The sequence below is a fragment of the Paenibacillus sp. FSL L8-0663 genome (assembly GCF_038008125.1).
Lineage (GTDB): Bacteria > Bacillota > Bacilli > Paenibacillales > Paenibacillaceae > Paenibacillus > Paenibacillus polymyxa_D.
In genome coordinates this window covers 884,659-903,579 of sequence record NZ_JBBOYM010000001.1, presented here as the reverse complement: position 1 = coordinate 903,579, position 18,921 = coordinate 884,659, and the positions used below count along the sequence as shown (strand labels likewise).

19 protein-coding genes are annotated in these 18,921 nt (G+C 48.0%); 1 reads left to right on the top strand and 18 read right to left on the bottom strand.

What is annotated here, in order from left to right:
- Positions 1-7: 7 nt before the first annotated feature.
- From MKY75_RS04000 to purM, 11 genes are all read right to left on the bottom strand, one after another.
- Positions 8-655: an amino acid ABC transporter permease gene (locus MKY75_RS04000; RefSeq protein ID WP_013308808.1), complete on the bottom strand. Its 648-nt coding sequence runs from the start codon at positions 653-655 to the stop codon at positions 8-10.
- An 85-nt stretch (positions 656-740) separates the two neighbouring features.
- Complete coding sequence (locus MKY75_RS03995) at positions 741-1,598, bottom strand: transporter substrate-binding domain-containing protein (RefSeq protein WP_318628209.1); 858 nt, start codon at positions 1,596-1,598, stop codon at positions 741-743.
- Positions 1,599-1,697: 99 nt separating this feature from the next.
- A complete protein-coding gene (locus MKY75_RS03990; RefSeq protein WP_029517156.1) occupies positions 1,698-2,375 on the bottom strand; it encodes a TetR/AcrR family transcriptional regulator in 678 nt (225 codons plus the stop codon).
- A gap of 513 nt (positions 2,376-2,888) precedes the next feature.
- Positions 2,889-3,236: a winged helix-turn-helix transcriptional regulator gene (locus tag MKY75_RS03985; RefSeq protein WP_019685981.1), complete on the bottom strand. Its 348-nt coding sequence runs from the start codon at positions 3,234-3,236 to the stop codon at positions 2,889-2,891.
- Between the two features lie 160 nt (positions 3,237-3,396).
- Positions 3,397-4,143, bottom strand: coding sequence for an SDR family NAD(P)-dependent oxidoreductase (locus MKY75_RS03980; protein WP_165149917.1), 747 nt, complete (start codon positions 4,141-4,143; stop codon positions 3,397-3,399).
- 175 nt (positions 4,144-4,318) lie between these two features.
- On the bottom strand, positions 4,319-4,729 hold the full coding sequence (locus MKY75_RS03975) for a haloacid dehalogenase (RefSeq protein ID WP_318628208.1): 411 nt from the start codon (positions 4,727-4,729) through the stop codon (positions 4,319-4,321).
- A gap of 345 nt (positions 4,730-5,074) precedes the next feature.
- A complete protein-coding gene (locus MKY75_RS03970) occupies positions 5,075-5,530 on the bottom strand; it encodes a DinB family protein (RefSeq protein WP_340884372.1) in 456 nt (151 codons plus the stop codon).
- 436 nt (positions 5,531-5,966) lie between these two features.
- Positions 5,967-7,232, bottom strand: coding sequence for a phosphoribosylamine--glycine ligase (purD, locus tag MKY75_RS03965; RefSeq protein ID WP_165150839.1), 1,266 nt, complete (start codon positions 7,230-7,232; stop codon positions 5,967-5,969).
- Between the two features lie 71 nt (positions 7,233-7,303).
- Complete coding sequence (gene purH, locus MKY75_RS03960; RefSeq protein ID WP_340884371.1) at positions 7,304-8,851, bottom strand: bifunctional phosphoribosylaminoimidazolecarboxamide formyltransferase/IMP cyclohydrolase; 1,548 nt, start codon at positions 8,849-8,851, stop codon at positions 7,304-7,306.
- A 129-nt stretch (positions 8,852-8,980) separates the two neighbouring features.
- Complete coding sequence (purN, locus tag MKY75_RS03955; RefSeq protein ID WP_039272362.1) at positions 8,981-9,595, bottom strand: phosphoribosylglycinamide formyltransferase; 615 nt, start codon at positions 9,593-9,595, stop codon at positions 8,981-8,983.
- The gene (purM, locus tag MKY75_RS03950) at positions 9,595-10,635 is read right to left on the bottom strand and encodes a phosphoribosylformylglycinamidine cyclo-ligase (RefSeq protein WP_039272361.1); all 1,041 of its coding nucleotides are present in this window, start codon (positions 10,633-10,635) and stop codon (positions 9,595-9,597) included. The genes purN and purM overlap by 1 nt, the downstream gene beginning before the upstream one ends.
- A gap of 138 nt (positions 10,636-10,773) precedes the next feature.
- Between purM and MKY75_RS03945 the strand changes: the two genes are divergently transcribed.
- Entirely contained in the window at positions 10,774-11,052 is a 279-nt protein-coding gene (locus MKY75_RS03945) for a hypothetical protein (protein ID WP_340884369.1), read from the top strand.
- Between the two features lie 300 nt (positions 11,053-11,352).
- On the opposite strand, the gene purF is transcribed toward MKY75_RS03945, so the two are convergent.
- From purF to purB, 7 genes are all read right to left on the bottom strand, one after another.
- A complete protein-coding gene (gene purF, locus MKY75_RS03940; protein WP_029516033.1) occupies positions 11,353-12,834 on the bottom strand; it encodes an amidophosphoribosyltransferase in 1,482 nt (493 codons plus the stop codon).
- The gene (gene purL / locus MKY75_RS03935; protein ID WP_039272360.1) at positions 12,819-15,062 is read right to left on the bottom strand and encodes a phosphoribosylformylglycinamidine synthase subunit PurL; all 2,244 of its coding nucleotides are present in this window, start codon (positions 15,060-15,062) and stop codon (positions 12,819-12,821) included. Before purL ends, purF begins: the two co-directional genes overlap by 16 nt.
- Positions 15,040-15,729 (bottom strand): phosphoribosylformylglycinamidine synthase subunit PurQ, encoded by a 690-nt coding sequence (gene purQ, locus MKY75_RS03930; protein WP_029516035.1) that lies wholly within the window; start codon positions 15,727-15,729, stop codon positions 15,040-15,042. The genes purL and purQ overlap by 23 nt, the downstream gene beginning before the upstream one ends.
- Before the next feature lie 4 nt (positions 15,730-15,733).
- On the bottom strand, positions 15,734-15,979 hold the full coding sequence (purS, locus tag MKY75_RS03925) for a phosphoribosylformylglycinamidine synthase subunit PurS (protein ID WP_013308797.1): 246 nt from the start codon (positions 15,977-15,979) through the stop codon (positions 15,734-15,736).
- A gap of 58 nt (positions 15,980-16,037) precedes the next feature.
- On the bottom strand, positions 16,038-16,919 hold the full coding sequence (locus tag MKY75_RS03920) for a phosphoribosylaminoimidazolesuccinocarboxamide synthase (protein WP_029516036.1): 882 nt from the start codon (positions 16,917-16,919) through the stop codon (positions 16,038-16,040).
- Positions 16,920-17,139: 220 nt separating this feature from the next.
- Positions 17,140-17,601 carry a hypothetical protein gene (locus tag MKY75_RS03915; RefSeq protein WP_340884367.1) on the bottom strand — a complete coding sequence of 154 codons (462 nt, stop codon included), beginning with the start codon at positions 17,599-17,601 and terminating at the stop codon, positions 17,140-17,142.
- A 19-nt stretch (positions 17,602-17,620) separates the two neighbouring features.
- Entirely contained in the window at positions 17,621-18,919 is a 1,299-nt protein-coding gene (purB, locus tag MKY75_RS03910; RefSeq protein ID WP_340884366.1) for an adenylosuccinate lyase, read from the bottom strand.
- Positions 18,920-18,921: the final 2 nt, after the last annotated feature.

Here is an 18,921-nt window from a genome sequence, read left to right as displayed (position 1 = left end):
CTCCACCTTAATAAGCTCGAGCCAGTCGCTTTTCCACCCGCTCCAGTATAGCGGAGAATCCAATGCTCATAATCCAGTACATCAGGCCAATTTCGAGCAGAAACGGCATATAGAGCAAATATTGCGCCTGTAAAAGCTGTGCCTGTCGCATCAATTCACTAACCCCGATCACCGACACCAGCGACGTTTCTTTAAGCATACCCACAAATGTATTCCCCATCGGTGCAATTGCAATGCGTACCGCCTGAGGAAGAATAATACGCCACATCGTTTGACCGGGCGACATTCCCGTCGCATAAGCTGCCTCGGTCTGACCCTGGGGTACGGCCAAAATAGCTCCACGGAACGTCTCCGACAAGTACGCACCTGTATTAATACTGAGTGCCAGACAAGCAGCCGTCAGCGATCCGAATGATATTCCATAATCATCCAGTCCATAATAAATGACTGCAATCTGCACCAAAACCGGCGTCCCCCGAATGATCGATACATACATGCGCGCCAGCCATCGAACGGGTCGATTCCCCTTCAACCGGGCCACCGCTACAACCAAACCAATGATTAGACCAAAAAACATAGAGACAATCGTAATATATAGCGTATAATAAGCACCCTTTAATAAAAAAGGGACGTTCTCCCACATTAATTCAAGCATTGGTTATATCCCCTTCTTTCAGACGAGTGGCCCCATGTCAGCATAAAAGCCAAGACTGGAGCCAGACGCCTCTAACAGGCTTACGTTATTCTTTTGGCTCCTCGCCAAACCATTTTTTGAAAATTGTTTTGTAAGTGCCGTCTTCCTTCATTTCCTTCAAAGCCTTGTTCAAGGCTTCTTTGAGCTCAGGAGTTTTCTGGTTAATGGCTACACCCGCTTGATCCGATTTAATCGGCTCGCCTACGGCTTTAATTCGGAACCCGTTTTTATCGATAATGGGCTTGAGAGCATACAGATTGTTGATTGTTGCGTCAATACGTCCAGAGTTTAGATCCTTTAAGGAAGTAATGACATCATCATATGTTTTAATCTCAAAATCGCCTACCTTCGGCAGTACTTCATTCCGCAGATAAGATTCATCATTCGTTCCCAAGCCGACACCAATGGTTTTGCCTTTAAAGTCCTCCAGCTTGGTAATATCATTTGTTTTGCTGTTTACGATAATGTTTACATTGTTTGTGATATAAGGCTCTGTGAAGTCAATGGCCTTCTTACGATCCTCTGTAATCGTCACCTGACTAATCACTGCATCGAATTTTTTCTTTTGCAAACTTGGAACCAGTCCCGAAAATTCTTGTGCCGTGAACTCCGGTTTCACTCCAATCCGCTTCGCCAATTCTTTGGCGATATCCACATCAAATCCGTCCAATTCCTTGTTATCGTTCAAGAAATTGTACGGCGGATAGGTACCCATCATGCCTACCTTCATTACACCAGCCTTTTTGATTGCTTCGAGCTGGTTACTCGCTGCCACATTACTGCTACCCGCTCCATTGCTAGTATTAGAAGCTTCTGGCTTAGTACCGCAAGCGCTCAGCACAAGGCTGAACAATGCCAGAGCCATAAGTATAGTTACCAAGAACCCTTTTTTACGTGTTTTCATGTATCCTTCTCTCCTGTCTGGATGTAAATGATTGAGTTCATATATGTGATTTGGCTATATTATTTGTTGCCAACTACCCATTCATGCGATGTTGACCCTCTAGCTTTGACCTAATAATCCGTAAAATTCAAAATTAGCCGCTTCTTCTGCCAATCTTTTAGCAGTTATCTGCGTGATGTGGTCATGTGTTCCCTCTGAACCGAATAGCCAGCGTGTAATGACACCTTCGATCATGCTCATGAGTAGTGCCGCCCTTAATTCGACATCCAATTCAGCAGGCAACATGTTCAGCTCGATCGCTCTTTCCATATTGCGCCGGAATGCCAGCTCCATCGCAGCCCTTGTCTCTCGGATACTCTGGCGCACCGGTTCATCGACACCGCTGCCGATCAGCAGCAACCCCATCAGATAGCGGTTCTCCAATGCAAAATCAAATAATCGAACAAACAGCGCTTCCGAAGCCTTAACCATATCAGCCAGCGTTCCCGCATCACGGCGATATCCCTGTCCAATCGCTGACAGTAGTTGTTCACGACCGGTGGCGATAATCTCCAGCGCCAGTGCCTCTTTGCTTTTAAAATGCCAATAAAACGTGCCTTGGGCTACTCCCGCCTCTACCACGATATCTGAAATCTTCGTTTGGTGGTAACCCTGCTCGGCGAACCGCTTTAATGCAATGTGAAGAAGCTGTGTTCTGCGGTCTGTTTCTTCTCCCGCATGCTCAGCAGGTTGGTCATTTGAGTCAATCTCGGACTGCTTCGCCTTCCGTGGCTGCATGGATTTCCTCCTCCCGATTGATCAGTCAGTCAGTTTTGTATTTTTAATCCTATAGGATAAGTATACTTTTGTCAAAGAAAAAAGTGTCAGAAGAAAATAAAGTTTTGCTGCTCCAAGCGGCTTTTAAATTTTAAAAACCGACAGATCCCATAAAATAAGTATTAGACTGGCGCCAACAAAAAAGACAGCGGCAGTCTCAGACTACCGCTGTTTTATTAAACTAACGTTTCTCGTTAGCGTAATGGGTTCATTGTCATTAGCCTCAACCGCTTACTTGTTTGCTCAGACTCCTGGCAACAGCTGGGGCATGATGCTTTTGCCATAATCCAAGACGTACTTATTAATCTCTGAGACAAGTTTTGTGTCCTTAGTTTTGTAGTGCACCTTGTTAATTACGAAGTAACCTGTACTAGAATATTGCTCATCACTCGAAAACATCAACGTAAAACGATAAAACAAAAAAGCCGCTAAAATAGCGACTTCAAATGGGACTATGCTCTTGTCCCCCGACAGTTAATCCAGATACAAAATCTCAATCTCGCCCGGAGCGAAGGATTGCTCTGCGTAATTCCCCCCCCAATCACAAAGCGATCTCAAAATGGGTTCAAGTGATTGACCCAGTTCCGTCGTTGAATATTCCACCTTAGGCGGTACCTGATTGTACATCTTTCTGCGAATTAATCCGTCTGTTTCCAGTTCCCGAAGAGTTTGAATCAGCATCTTTTGCGATATATTATGAACGAGTCGCTTAAGCTCTCCCGTCCGTTTAGGTCCTTTTATTAAATAGTACAGAACAAGCCCCTTCCACTTTCCTCCGATAACCTCTAGTGTAACTTCCAGTTCACAGAAAAATGTTTTCATATCAATACACCATCTCCCGATCTAAGAATATCCCCTTCATGTATCGCTTGATCCTTCAAGGATCACTGAAGGAAAAATTGAACGTTACATGGAGGGGATAATACAATCGCCTTTAAGTTGATTTAAAAATCTTTGTCGTTTGAAAATTACTATGTCCTGGTTAAACTTGAGCTACTCCGCCATCTACGAATAATTCAACGCCGTTCATATAGCTGCTTTCATTAGAGGCTAGGAACATGACAGCATTGGAGATCTCTTCAACCTGCCCCACTCTGCCGAGCGGAATATCATTTTTTGCCTGTTCCAGTAAATGATCTAGTTCAGAGCCAAATAACTCATCGTACGCCGGCGTTACGATTGTTCCCGGACTAAGGATGTTTATACGAATTTCGGTCCCTCTCATATCAAGAATCCAGCTGCGGACGAGCTGTCTGATCGCTGCCTTGGATGCACCATAGATACTAAACGCTGGCATCCCCGTCGAGCCAGCAGTGGATCCCGTTAGAATAATCGAACCTCTTTTATTTGGAAACAAAGCTAATGCCTTTTGTACTGTAAAGATGGTTCCTTTCACGTTGACATCGAAAGTCTTGTAGTATTGTGCTTCTGTAATTTCTCCTAATGGAAGCAATGACCCTAGTCCGGCATTTGCAAAGAGAATGTCCAAGTGTCCCTTTTCTCGCTTAACTGTTTCAAATAATATATCTAGATCTTCCGATTTAGATATGTCACCTCGGACACCTGTAACATTCTTTCCGATCTGCTTTACTGCTTCATCCAGTTCACGTTGTCTGCGTCCCGTGATAAAAACGTAAGCCCCTTCTTTTACGAACTGTTGTGCCGACGCGAGACCGATGCCGCTTGTACCTCCGGTTACAACTGCTACCTTCCCGTCAAATTTCCCCATTCTATTACACTCCTTTTATAATGATTTATATGGTATAGGATGCTCTGTCTGCTTCATGAACCTCCTATGAACGATAGTATGGGGGAAAAGTTACAAGAAAAACAGTACCCACTTTTTAGTGATATAGTCACCAAAAAGTGATAATTGAGGCGGCACAAGCGTTTGTTTTTACAGCCTAACAGATGGAAGTGAGCTCCATTAAGTTTGAGATTGTATATGTGCTTTTAATTTCTGCCGGACTTCTTTGTCCGGTTCTGTTGACCCAACAGGTGTCAATGCCCGACTGAAGACCACCATCTGAAATATGACTTATGACGTAATTGAAAAATTCTCCCTTCGGTTTTTGATAACCAATGCTTTGCGAATCAAAGATATCCTCGAAAAACTTATATAGCCCAGACTGCTTCAAGCGTTTGATTTGCGTGTGAGTGATACCATACGTGATTACGAACATTCGATGGGTCTTTGATAAGCGATGACAGACATCCATTGCGCCTTCCATAAGCAATTGGTTTCCATCTCCCAACAATTCTCTATACAAACCTTCCCATTCCAAGCCGACCACGATTTCCCTCATTCTCAACATTGTAAAAGAGGGCTCCATTAATTACTCACCACATGATACCACGTATTTGAACTATCCTGCCCGTTAGCTTAAACAAGTACCGGCAGTCTAATGTGGTGTAGTGCTTATGAAAAGTAAATAAGCCCATAACCGTATTTGGAAGCAAATGAATTTTCCAATTTATAAGGGTATGGGCTCTCTTTGATCCTAAATAAGGCAGTGTAGGTTCTTATCACTTATAAAACATCATCGTCTGCTAATATACATTAGCATGTTGCTCTTATATGGTAAAAGCAATTTGTTGAGCTATCGTACCCCTCGTTCAATGCCAATCCCATTCCGAATAATGGTGATTATTAGGCCCTGTTAGAGCCTCGCGAACGTGATGTAATCGACTTGGACAGGCTCTACTGATTCGATCCGAAGCGCCCGGTTGATCTGTCCCCGGTGATATTGCCCATGTAAGAGGACCTGTGACAGGATGTCCCGGACGGACGTTTGGAACGGAACCCCGCTCTGATTCACATAGTCGATCATCTCGTCCAACTCGGATTCCTCAAGTCCTTCGATATAGACGCGATATTGCTCGGCGTTTTCTTCGAACATCGTCCGGATCGCCGTCAGGTCTTCTGCTTCCTCCCACAACGAATATTGGGCGCTGCCCTTGCCCGGCAATCGGGACAGCCAGACTCGTTCCGCGACCGCGACGTGCCGAACCAGCTTCAGAAGGTCCTTGTTCTTCGTCTCACTCTTCTCGAGCGCGTCCAGGATGCGTCCGTCCGCCCAGTACAGGTGGTCCATCATGCACTTGATCGTCTTCATTTCGGTTTCCCCCTCTTCGTCTCATCGATTACTTGAACCTACTATTAACCGTTAGTTTAAGCATTTAAATGAACTAAAACAACCTTTACACCAGCCTCATTTTTACGTTCAGCCTTGAAAAATCTTTGATACTTTAATTTCATAACTCTTCTCAGGCAGTGCCTTTTTTTAAAAAAATCATTTGGCTAGGTCTATTTTGTTATTGTCTTTTTCGGGTTTTTAGCTGCTTTAACTTTCATGGGAGTTCAATAAAAAAGGAAGCTCCAGCGCCAAATATTATTTAAAGAACATACGCGGGTAGCATGTAGTGCTTCTAAAGGAGCCTTATATTAATCCAAGCACTAAGAAAACGCTTTATTTGCTCAGTCTACAACTTTATTTTCTTTAAACAAAAAGAGAACCTCCACAGAGGTTCTCTTTATCCTATATGTTGCTGCTACAGCAATGCTTTTGCCGCAATATCCGTACGGTTTTGTTTACCTTCAAAGGTAATACGATCCGCCTGTTCGTAAGCTTTGTCACGTGCCTCGGCAATGTCACGCCCCAAGCCAACCACGCCTAGTACGCGTCCTCCGTTCGTTACCCACTCACCCTGTTCGTTGATGCCCGTTCCAGCATGGAATACAATAGCTTCGTCTACCTGTTCCAATCCGTGGATAGGTACGCCTTTGGCGTAAGCTGCAGGATAACCTCCGGATGCCAGCACCACGCACACCGCCGCTTCATCCTTCCACTCAATCTCCACCTGATCCAGCGTGCCATTTACAGCAGCGAGAAAAATATCGAGCAGATCGGATTTCAAACGAGGCAGAACCACTTGAGTTTCCGGATCACCGAAACGTGCATTAAACTCAATGGTCTTCGGCTTGCCGTCCGGCGAAATCATCAATCCGGCAAATAATACACCTCGGAATGGACGCCCTTCAGCAACCATGGCCTTGGCCGTCGGCTTAATAATCGTCTCAATAGCTTCCTCAATAATGGAATTGGCTATGTGAGGCAATGGAGAATACGTACCCATGCCGCCTGTATTTGGCCCTTTGTCACCATCAAAAATAGGCTTGTGGTCTTGCGCCGCGGCCATCGGACGAACCGTTTCACCATCGACAAAGGAGAGAATCGACATTTCCTGACCAGCCAGAAACTCCTCAATCACGACTTGTGCCCCGGCTTCGCCAAACACCTTGGTCACCATAATGTCAGAGAGAGCCTTTTCCGCTTCCTCCATCGAGTAAGCGACCGTTACCCCTTTGCCTGCCGCCAGTCCGTCTGCCTTAATGACGACCGGGATCGGTTGCTCCTTCAAGTATGCATGTGCTTCCTCGTAAGTATAAAACTTGCGATAGGTGGCTGTTGGAATATGATATTTATGGAGCAAATCCTTCATGAAGATTTTGCTACCTTCAATTTCCGCTGCATTTTTACGCGGTCCGAATACGGGAATGCCTTTCGCTTCAAAAGCATCCACAATGCCATCTGCCAGCGGATCATCGGGGCCAACCACGACAAGTCCGACCTTTTTGGATTCCGCCAGTTCTGTCAGCGCGTCAAAGTCACTCACCGGAATCGGCACACACTCCGCTAACTGTCCGATACCAGCATTGCCTGGTGCGCAATAGATTTGCCCGGCCTTGGGGCTTTTCTTCAGCGCCCACACAATTGCATGCTCGCGGCCGCCCCCTCCGATAACCAAAATATCCATTCAGGTGTTTCCTCCCGCTCCCATTAAGATTGTTCAGGTGAAAATGCTGCTGCATCCTCAGCTCATACAAGTTAGTGCTTGAAATGACGTACGCCTGTAAAGACCATGGCAATGCCGTATTCGTTAGCAACCTTGATGGACTCTTCGTCTTTGATGGAGCCGCCGGGCTGAATAACTGCCGTGATGCCTGCTTTAGCCGCCAACTCCAACGTATCGCCCATCGGGAAAAATGCATCGGATGCCAGTACGGCACCTTTTGCTTTGTCACCGGCCTGCTCGATAGCAATCTTGGCCGCACCGACACGGTTCATTTGTCCAGCGCCTACGCCAATGGTCATATTATCTGCCGCCAGTACGATGGCGTTGGATTTTACATGCTTAACCACTTTCCAGCTAAACAAAAGCTGTTTCAGTTCTTCCTCGGATGGTGCCCGCTCCGTTACAACTGTAAGTGCATCCGAGTCTACAGCGTGAATGTCATTTTGCTGAACGACCATGCCACCTTCAATGGAAGTCACGACGAAGCGGCTCTCCACCTGTTCAGACCGGGAAAGCTCACCCAGATCAAGCAAACGAATATTTTTCTTTTTCGTTAAAATCTCCAAAGCTTCTTTCGTAAAGCCCGGTGCCAGTACAATTTCCAAAAAGATTTCACTGAGCTTATTTGCTGTATCACCATCAATAATCCGGTTAGCCGCTACGATGCCGCCAAAAATCGAGGTTGGATCAGCTGCATACGCCTTGCTGTACGCTTCATAAATACTGCCGCCAATTCCCACACCGCAAGGATTCATATGCTTAACTGCTACTACTGTAGGTTCGCTGAATTCTTTGACAATTTGCAAAGCGGCATTAGCATCATTGATGTTATTGTAAGACAGCTCTTTGCCGTGAAGTTGTTTCGCTGTTGTCAGTGTACCCTTTGCCGCCAATGGCTCACGGTAAAATGCCGCCTGCTGATGCGGATTTTCGCCATAACGCAAATCCTGAATTTTTTCATAGGTTACAGTGTAACGTTCAGGCAACGGCTCACCTGTCACATTCGACAAATAATCGGATATCAAAGCGTCGTATGACGCCGTATGGCGGAACACTTTTGCAGCCAAACGCTTACGGGTATTCAGCTCCGTATCGCCATCCTTACGAACTTCCTCCAACACTGTGCTATAGTCATCAGCATCAACCACCACACTGACAAAAGCATGATTTTTTGCCGCAGAACGAAGCATCGTTGGCCCGCCGATGTCGATATTTTCAATCGCGTCCTCATAGGTTACACCGGGTTTGGCGATCGTTTCCGCAAAAGGATACAGATTCACAACGACCAGATCAATATAACCCAATCCAAGCTCTTTCATCTGACGCTGATGCTCTTCATTATCCCGAACAGCCAGCAAGCCGCTGTGTACCGCAGGGTGGAGTGTTTTAACACGTCCATCCATAATTTCAGGAAAACCCGTTACCTCGGAAATGCCGATGACAGGAATGCCCTCCTTCGACAACAAGCTGCTCGTTCCCCCTGTCGAAACGATCTCCACACCCAATTTGGACAACTCGCGGCAAAATTCCACGATCCCTCGCTTATCCGATACGCTGACGAGCGCTCTTTTAATACTCACCCTGTCTCCTCCTTTAGCTCTTTCAGAATTTTGCAAAATTCTCTTTTATCATTTTATTTCCCGAGAAATATCGGAAAATGCTGTACAGCATCCTTGATATAACAATGATATGACAAATTACAATCATTCTTAGAGAAGTGAAATCACTTTGCGACCATTTAATTGGATTTTGCCTTGGGCTAATTTGCCAACTACTTCTGGATATAGCTGACGTTCTACGGATTGAATGGCTGCGGATAAGGATTCCGCAGTATCATGGTCGCTAACCTCCACGACACGCTGGGCAATAATAGCTCCCGTATCCATGCCCCCGTCCACAAAATGAACGGTGACGCCACTTACCTTGACACCATAGGTCAATGCCTGTCCAACAGCATCTTTCCCTGGAAATGCCGGAAGTAGTGACGGATGAATATTAATGATTTTTCCTGCGTAGGCATCGACCATGACGCTGGATAGCAAACGCATGTAGCCAGCTAACACGATGAGATCAATTGATTTCTGCTCCAGTAAAGCCACCAGTTCACGCTCATAGTCTTCTCGAGAAGGATATTCCTTGGGTCGAAAGGTATGGCACGCAATTCCAGCTTTCTGTGCTCTAGCTACGGCAGGAGCCGCAGGCTTGTCACAGATGAGCAATTCTACCGAGGCGCCGCCCAGTTCTCCTCGCGCAGCGGCATCCACCAATGACTGAAAATTCGTCCCTTCGCCTGATGCAAAAACAGCAATCCGGTACTCGTTCATTACACCTCGGCTCCCGTAAAGGTCACGATAGAACTGCCTTCCGTTACTTTTCCAATCACATAGGCAGCTTCGCCCTGTTCCTTCAGAACTTCCAGTGCAGTCTGTGCATGCTCTTCGCCTACAACGATTACCATGCCAATCCCCATATTAAAGGTTGTGAACATGTCTCTGTTGGAGATTGCACCTTTTTCCTGCATGAGCTGGAAGATTGGCAAAATCGGCCAAGTGCCGTATTCAATATCCACATTGACGTGATCCGGTAACACTCTTGGGATATTTTCAATAAAACCACCACCTGTGATATGCGCCATACCTTTTACTTTTACCTTGTCCAGCAATGCCAAAACGGATTTCACGTAAATTTTCGTCGGCTCCAGCAGTACATCGCCCAGTTTGCCGTTTAAGCCTTCGATTTCATCATGCAAATCATAGCCCTGCTGTTCCAATAACAGCTTGCGAACCAGTGAGAAGCCATTACTGTGAACTCCACTGGAGGCCAGCCCAATAACGGTATCTCCAGGGGCAATAGAGCTGCCGTTGATGATTTTACTTTTATCTACAATCCCTACCGTGAATCCGGCAATATCATATTCACCCTCGCTATACATCCCTGGCATTTCTGCGGTTTCACCGCCGACCAGCGCACAGCCCGATTGATGGCATCCCTCTGCGATTCCAGCGACTATAGCTTCAATTTTCTCGGGCACAACCTTGTCACAAGCGAGGTAATCCAGAAAAAAGAGTGGCTCCGCGCCCCCGACGACAATGTCGTTTACACACATCGCAACCGCGTCGATACCAATGGTGTCATGACGATCCATTGCGAAAGCAAGCTTCAGCTTCGTGCCGACACCATCGGTACCGGAAACGAGTACAGGCTCCTCGTACTTATCCTTATTCAGGCCGAACAACGCACCGAATCCGCCCAAGTCCGTCAGCACTTCGGGACGGAAGGTACGTTTAACGTGCTTTTTCATCCGTTCTACTGCTTCATTACCGGCAGCGATATCTACCCCTGCATTTTTGTATGCTTCGGACATTCATGAACACTCCTTCAAATGATTGACCCTCCTAAGTCCTCCCTAACAGAGAGGATTCCATGGGGCTGCTCCCCCTGGACCTCTCAAGAGTCGGTCAGATGCGTAGGGTTGGGTGCTGCTTGGTGTATGGTTCGTGCTGTGAGTCGCGTGCTTTCCTTTGTGAATTGCGGGGCATTCCCGCAATTCACAAGGACACGCTTTGGTGCGTGGCCGCCTTCACGGCGGCGGGGGCACGTCCCGGGCTGTTTGCTTCGCAAAGGCGGGGACGTGCCGGGCAAAGAAGTGAGCAGCGCCAACGGGCGGCTTACTTCTTTGCCCTTTGAGGCAGGCAGCTTTGCCTTGCCTGCTATTGAGCTTCGCTTCGCGGCTCAACCTTACAAGAGCAGGGTGACTTTTTACGAGTCACCGCTCCGCTAAAAACTCATGGCATGAAATAGTTATGCCATGAGTTTTTAACTGCCTTACCTATCCTCTTCTTGGTGGGAACCAAAGAGGTACAGGCACTGCTGCAATAATGCTGCATACCTGAGAAACGCAGCGGGTGGAAGGATTCTGGAGAAGCGAAAGCGTTCGCCTTTGCAGCTGGATTCCAACCCTGTAAGGGATTATTTCAATCCAGGAATCCAGCGGCAACAGCGATCGTAAGAACCTTCCACACGCGGAGTAGCCCCCTCAGAACCGCATTATATGGCGCTAGCACCTCTTTTGTTCCCTATACTAACAACTACATCCGAACTTCTCTTCGCCTTTGAAATCTACCTGAGTCGGGTAATCATTATCGAAACAAGCTAGGCACAAGCCGCCTTTGTAATCCTGTTCGTTATATCCACCTACAGCGGCAATCAAACCCTCGGCGCTCATAAAGTAAAGCGAATCGGCGTTAATTTCCTCACGAATTTCCTCGACGGTTTTAGATGAAGCAATCAGTTCCCGGCGATCCGGCGTGTCAATACCGTAGAAGCACGGGTTTTTGAAAGGCGGCGAGGTAATACGTACATGTACCTCCAACGCTCCCGCATCACGCAGCATATTCACGATTCGACGGGATGTAGTGCCCCGGACGATAGAATCGTCGATCATAATGACTCGTTTACCTTCAACAACGCGGCGTACAGCGCTCAGCTTCATTTTCACACCCTGCTCGCGCAGCTCCTGACTCGGCTGAATGAAGGTACGTCCAGTGTATTTATTTTTAATCATGCCCAGCTCATAAGGAATACCTGTCTGCTCTGCATAACCAATCGCAGCCGAAATACTGGAGTCCGGTACACCGGTAACCAAATCTGCATCAACAAAAGCTTCCAGCGCCATCTGGCTGCCCATTCTTTTGCGTGCAGCATGAAGATTAGAACCATTCAAGTCACTGTCAGGCCGGGCAAAATAAATATATTCCATCGCACATAGCGCTTTACGGTGCTTTTCTTCCGTGTAACGATCTTCATGCAGTCCATTTTTGTCCAACACCAACAGCTCACCCGGTTCGATATCGCGCAGCAACTCTGCCCCAATCGTTTCCAGGGCACAAGACTCGGATGCGAACAGATAAGCATCTCCCAGTCTGCCCATCGTGATTGGACGCAGACCATTGGGGTCGGAAGCCACGAGCAGCTTGTCGTTGGTCATAATAAGGAAAGCAAACCCGCCGACAATACGCTTCAATGCATCCTTAGCGGCCTCCACCAAATCCTTGGACGATCGTGCGATCAAATGTGCTACTACTTCTGTATCGCTGGTCGTTTGAAAAATAGACCCGCCCTGCTCCAGCTCATGCCGGATTTGCAAAGCATTCACGATATTCCCGTTGGTGGCTACTGCCAAATCGCCATCACGATACTTGAACACCAAAGGCTGTGCATTCGTCAGCTTACTGTCTCCACTTGTCGAGTAGCGCACATGTCCTATGGCAATATCGCCTGTCAGCGAAGCCATCAAATCTTTATTGAATACTTCTTTTACAAGACCCATACCACGATGATAATGGAACTCGTCACCACTGCTCACACAGATGCCTGCACTTTCCTCCCCACGATGCTGGAGCGCATGCAACCCGTAATATGCTAGGGAAGCGGCATCGGAGTGTCTATACACACCGAATACGCCGCATTCCTCTTTTAATTTATCAAACAGCCCCTCTTTACCAGAGCCTTCATTATAATAATCTCCAGTCCACAACGTCCGTGCTGTTATTTCATCAGACATGGAATGACATCCTCCCAGATTTGCTTCAAACTGGCGACTGCCTCGTTCAAAGCGGGTTGTCCGTTCACCTCAACTGTCAATTGTGATCCTTCAACTTTTCCTAATACGGTAACTGGCACTTCCAAACCACGTAGATGTGCTTCCAGCGCAGACGCTTTATCCGGCGATGCAGATAACAAAATACGGGACTGGCTTTCGCTAAACAAGGCATGGTCAGGACGCAAAGTCGTTTCTACGTTGACCTGTGCTCCCAATCCGCCGCTAATCCCGGATTCCGCAAGCGCTACAGCCAATCCGCCCTCTGCCAAATCATGCGCAGATTGTACCAATCCGCCCTGAATCGCTCCCAGTACCGCAGTCAGCAGCTTTTTCTCTACGTTCAAATCCAGCTCAGGAGGGCGTCCCTCGGATACACCGTGTACGACAGCTTGGAACTCGCTACCTCCCAGCTCGGCCTTCGTTTCCCCCACCAAGAAAATCACATCACCCTCGGCTTTGAAGCCTTGTGTCGTAATATGATCTGTATCATGTACCAGACCTACCATACCAACAACAGGCGTCGGATAGATGGAGCCTTTGGTATTTTCGTTGTACAAGCTGACATTACCCCCGATAACAGGTGTATCCAGTACACGGCAAGCTTCAGCCATACCATCTACGGCTTTTTCCATTTGCCAGAAAATATCCGGCTTTTCAGGGTTACCGAAGTTCAGGTTATCTGTAATCGCCAAAGGCTCGCCGCCAGAACATACAATGTTACGTGCTGCTTCGCTAACTGCAATCCGTCCGCCTACCTCTGGATCCAGGTATACATAACGTCCGTTACAATCTGTCGTCATGGCGAGACCCTTACGAGTTCCACGCACGGTTACTACAGCTGCATCCGATCCCGGACGAACGGCTGTACTCGTGCGAACCATGTAGTCATACTGCTCGTATACCCATTTCTTACTAGCTACACTTGGTGAAGACAGCACCTTTTTCAGCGCACCGTTCAAATCTGTCACTTCTGCATAACGAAGTGTGTCAATAGCAGCATTTTGCTCATAATAAGCGGGGATTTCGGAAGGCTTGTCATAAATCGGGCATTCATCAACCAGTGCCGTCACTGGCATATCTCCGACCACTTCATTGTGATGGAACAAACGCAAACGACCGTCATCCGTCACTTTACCGACCTTGGCACAAATAACGCCCCAGCGCTCGAAAATTTCCAGTGCCTGTGCTTCATCCTTAGGCTCTACTACGAACAGCATCCGTTCTTGTGATTCGGACAGCATCATTTCATAAGGTGTCATACCCTCTTCACGCTGCGGTACCTGATCCAGATACAGCTCCAGGCCGTTGCCAGCCTTACTCGCCATCTCCGCGCTGGAGCAGGTGAGTCCTGCGGCACCCATATCCTGAATACCCAGCACAATACCACTATCGATCAGTTCCAGACATGATTCCATAACCAGCTTCTCCATAAAAGGATCGCCTACTTGAACCGCAGTCCGGTTCGCTTCAGATTCTTCTGTCAGCTCAACCGATGCGAATGTCGCTCCGTGAATCCCATCACGACCTGTCGGTGGGCCCACATAGAACACCGGGTTACCGACCCCTTTAGCAACACCACGCTGGATTTTATCATGGTCAATCAGTCCGACACACATTGCATTAACAAGCGGGTTGCCTTCGTAGCTTTCATCAAATACAACCTCGCCACCTACAGTCGGAATACCGATACAGTTCCCGTAGCCCGCAATACCAGATACCACATGCTCGAACAAATATTTCACACGGTCGCTCTCCAGCTTGCCAAAACGCAGAGAGTTCAACACCGCAACGGGTCTTGCACCCATGGAGAAAATATCACGGATGATACCGCCTACCCCAGTCGCTGCCCCTTGAAAAGGCTCCACAGCCGACGGGTGGTTATGGCTTTCGATTTTAAATACAACCGCTTGGTTATCACCGATATCTACAATGCCTGCGCCCTCACCGGGTCCCATCAGCACTCGTGGACCGCTCGTTGGAAAACGACGCAATAACGGCTTGGAGTTTTTGTAAGCACAATGCTCTGACCACATGACACTGAATACACCAATCTCCGTATAATTCGGCTGACGTCCCATGAATTCACAGATCAACGCATATTCGCTATCCGACACACCCATCTGCTGGTACAGTTTATGCTCGGCAACCTGCTCTGCCGTTGGTTCCTTAGCGGACACTTGCTGCGCCATGTCGATCCCTCCATGCGTTCAAAATAGATGTAAACATACGTTTGCCGTCATCCGTTCCGAGCAATGCGTCCACCGCGCGTTCAGGGTGAGGCATCATGCCCAGCACGTTTCCTTGTTCATTACAAATCCCTGCGATATCCGTCATGGAACCGTTTGGATTATCTTTATACGTAAATACGATCTGGTTATTCGCCTGCAAGCGAGCCAGCGTCTCATCATCACAGTAATAGTTGCCTTCGCCGTGTGCGATCGGAATGACGATCTTTTCACCAGCAGCGTAATCTTTAGTAAAAGGTGTTTGGTTATTCGCAACCTGCAACACCGTATCCCGGCATAGGAATTTCATCGACAGATTACGGCGTAAAGCCCCTGGCAACAGACCGGCTTCGGTCAGAATTTGAAAACCGTTGCAAATACCCAAAATATATTTGCCCTCGGCAGCCGCTTTCGCAACTTCCTTCATCACCGGAGCAAACCGGGAAATCGCGCCGCAACGCAGGTAATCCCCGTAGGAGAAGCCTCCTGGAACAAGAATACAATCATAAGGCGACAGATCCGTCGCAGTATGCCAAACATAATCGACAGGTTCACCGACCGTGTCCTCTACCGCCTTATAGCAGTCAATATCACAGTTGGAGCCCGGAAAAACCAGAACTGCAAATTTCATGGAATCAGCCCTCCAGTTCGTAGCGGTAGTCTTCAATGACCGTGTTGGCCAACAGCTTTTCGCACATCTCAATGATGCGCTTTTCAGCACTCTCGCGGTCTGTTGTATCCAGATTCAATTCCATATACTTACCAATTCTGACGCTGTCCACTTCTCCGAAACCCATAGAATGCAGTGCGCCTTGCACCGCAACCCCCTGCGGGTCCAAAACGCTTTGCTTAATCGTGACATAGACTGTTGCTTTCATCATGTTCCTTCAGTTCCTCCTCCGAATGAGTGAATCCTATTGGTTGAATTATGATTACTATTTACTGTGCCGTCAGACGCCGCCAAATATCCGTATATCTTGCAGTTGTTTCTTCTACGACCTCAGCAGGCAATGGATCGGGCTCGCTATTCTTGTCCCAACCAGATGATGCCAAATAGCTTCGTACCGGCTCCTTGTCCATGCTGTCAATCTCAACATCCAGCTCATACTTTTCCTGGGCCCAAAAACGGGATGAATCTGGCGTGAAAATCTCGTCAATCAGAATCACCTTACCGTTAACAAGACCAAACTCAAACTTGCAATCGGCTAAAATAATCCCCCGCTTCTCGCAGAAAGCACGTGCAAATTCGTACAACGCCAAGCTCTTTTCCTCAAGCTCACCTGTTAGTTCCACCCCGACCAGTTCTTTCATTTGATGAAGTGAAATGTCCTCGTCGTGTCCAACATCATTTTTTGCAGCTGGTGTAAATAAAGGCTTGGGAAAGCGCTCATTTTTACGTAGCCCCTCTGGCAATGGAATGCCGTTCACCTCACCGTTCTGCTCATACTGACGCCAGCCGCCTCCGGTAATATATCCGCGCACCACACACTCAATGTCGATGCGTTCAGCCTTCAGCGTGACCATGATCCGGTCCTTCAGCAACTCTTTATTCTGTTCGTCGATCACATGCCCGAGCTTGTTCACATCAGTGTGCACGACATGGTTTTCCAACAAGTCTTTCGTCTGCTCAAACCAGAAAGCGCTGAGCTTATTCAGCACATTTCCCTTTTCGGGCACGGGTGGCTCTAACACATAATCAAAAGCCGAAATTCGGTCCGTCACGACAATCAGAAAATGCTCTCCGAGATCATACAGTTCACGCACCTTGCCTTTGTACAAGAGCGGCGCATGGATCAGACCTTCGGCAGTAGACAATGACATTTCATTACACCTCTTTCATAGAAGTTGCCCCTCCTAAATCCTCCCCTCAGGGAGAACTCCCAGGGCTGCTGCCCTCGGGACTCCCGCAAGGTTGGCTGGTGAGCCGGGTGAGGGCGTTTATTATGTGACTCGAGTGGTATGAGCGCGTTTCGCCGGATGAAGGCTTGTTGGCACAAGCTTTCATCCAGCAACGCTTTTACGTCGGTACAAAATAGCGTTTTTACGCGTATGCCGCCGCAATACCATTCGGCCCGTGGCCGTAGCACGGCATGCCGTGCAGCGAGCATTCTGGCTTCGCCTGTTGTGCGCATGTGTTACGCTGCGCACGGATACGGTGGCTCAAGGCTTCACTTCTTGAGCCTGCGCGTTCTCGGGAGGGCAGCGGGCTGTTTGCTGCGCAAATTCGGCAGCCCTCCCGAGAACGTTGCTCAGCGATAGCAAAAGCAGTGGAACACGCTTTTCCATCGCTCTTGGGGTGGTGCGGCATCTTATGTGCCGCACCTTCCCAAGTTCTGCTCCCACACGAAGGTTGGTGCTGGAAGCAGCGGAGCGGACGGAATCGTTCTGGAGAAGCGTTAGCGCTTGCCTTTGCCTCTGGATTCCAACCTTTGCAGGTTTTCCAATTCAGGAATCCAGGGGCAACAGCAATCGGAAGAATGATCCGTTCGCAGAGCGGCCTCACCACGCAGCAACCTTCCCTCCTACTCCCCTAATCCCAGCTTTTTGAAGATCGTATCCACGTTCTTCAGATGCCAGGCTGGGTTAAAAGCATCCTCGATTTCGTCTGCGCTGAGCACGGCAGTAATTTCCGGGGTGGCCTCGACGATATCGCGGAACTGGCGTTGCTCTTCCCACGCCTGCATAGCACGCGGCTGCACGGTATCGTAGGCTTTTTCACGACTAAAACCTTTATCGATCAGCTTCGTCATAATACGACCGGAGAACGGTACGCCGTACGTACGCGCCATATTGCGCTTCATATTTTCAGGGAAGACCGTCAGATTTTTCACGATATTGCCAAAGCGGTTCAGCATGTAGTTCAACAGCATCGTGGCATCCGGCAGAATAATGCGTTCTACGGAAGAATGCGAAATGTCGCGTTCATGCCATAGGGTTACGTTCTCATACGCCGATACCATATGCCCGCGAATCACACGTGCCAGACCGGAGATGTTTTCACTTCCGATCGGATTGCGTTTATGCGGCATCGCGGAAGATCCTTTTTGACCCTTGGCAAAGGCTTCCTCCACCTCACGGAATTCACTCTTTTGCAGAGCACGGACTTCTGTAGCAAATTTGTCCAACGATGTGGCGATCAACGCTAACGTTGCCATGTATTCGGCATGACGGTCGCGCTGTAGCGTCTGTGTAGAAATCGGTGCAGGCTTGGTACCCAGCTTGCGGCATACAAATTCTTCTACAGACGGGTCAATGTTGGCGTATGTCCCAACTGCACCGGACATTTTACCGTATTGTACTTGGTCAGCGGCAAAACGAAAGCGTTCCAGATTGCGCTTCATTTCCTCGTACCACAATCCCATCTTCAGTCCGAATGTGGTCGGCTCGGCATGCACTCCATGTGTACGTCCCATCATTGGTGTATGCTTGTAAGCCAATGCCTTTTCCTTCAAAATTTCAATAAAATTCAAGATATCGCGTTCCAGGATTTCATTCGCCTGCTTTAACAGGTAGCCCAGTGCCGTATCAACTACGTCTGTAGAGGTTAGACCGTAATGTACCCATTTGCGCTCATCTCCAAGACTTTCAGACACCGTGCGAGTAAAAGCAATAACATCATGTCTTGTCTCCTGCTCAATTTCATATATCCGTTCAATATCAAAACTTGCATTCTTACGTAGAGCCACAGTATCCTCTTTTGGAATAACCCCTAATTCCGCCCAAGCTTCACAGGCACACAGCTCTACTTCCAGCCACGCTTTAAATTTATTTTCTTCCGTCCAAATCGCTCTCATTTCCGGTCTGCTATAGCGTTCGATCATGA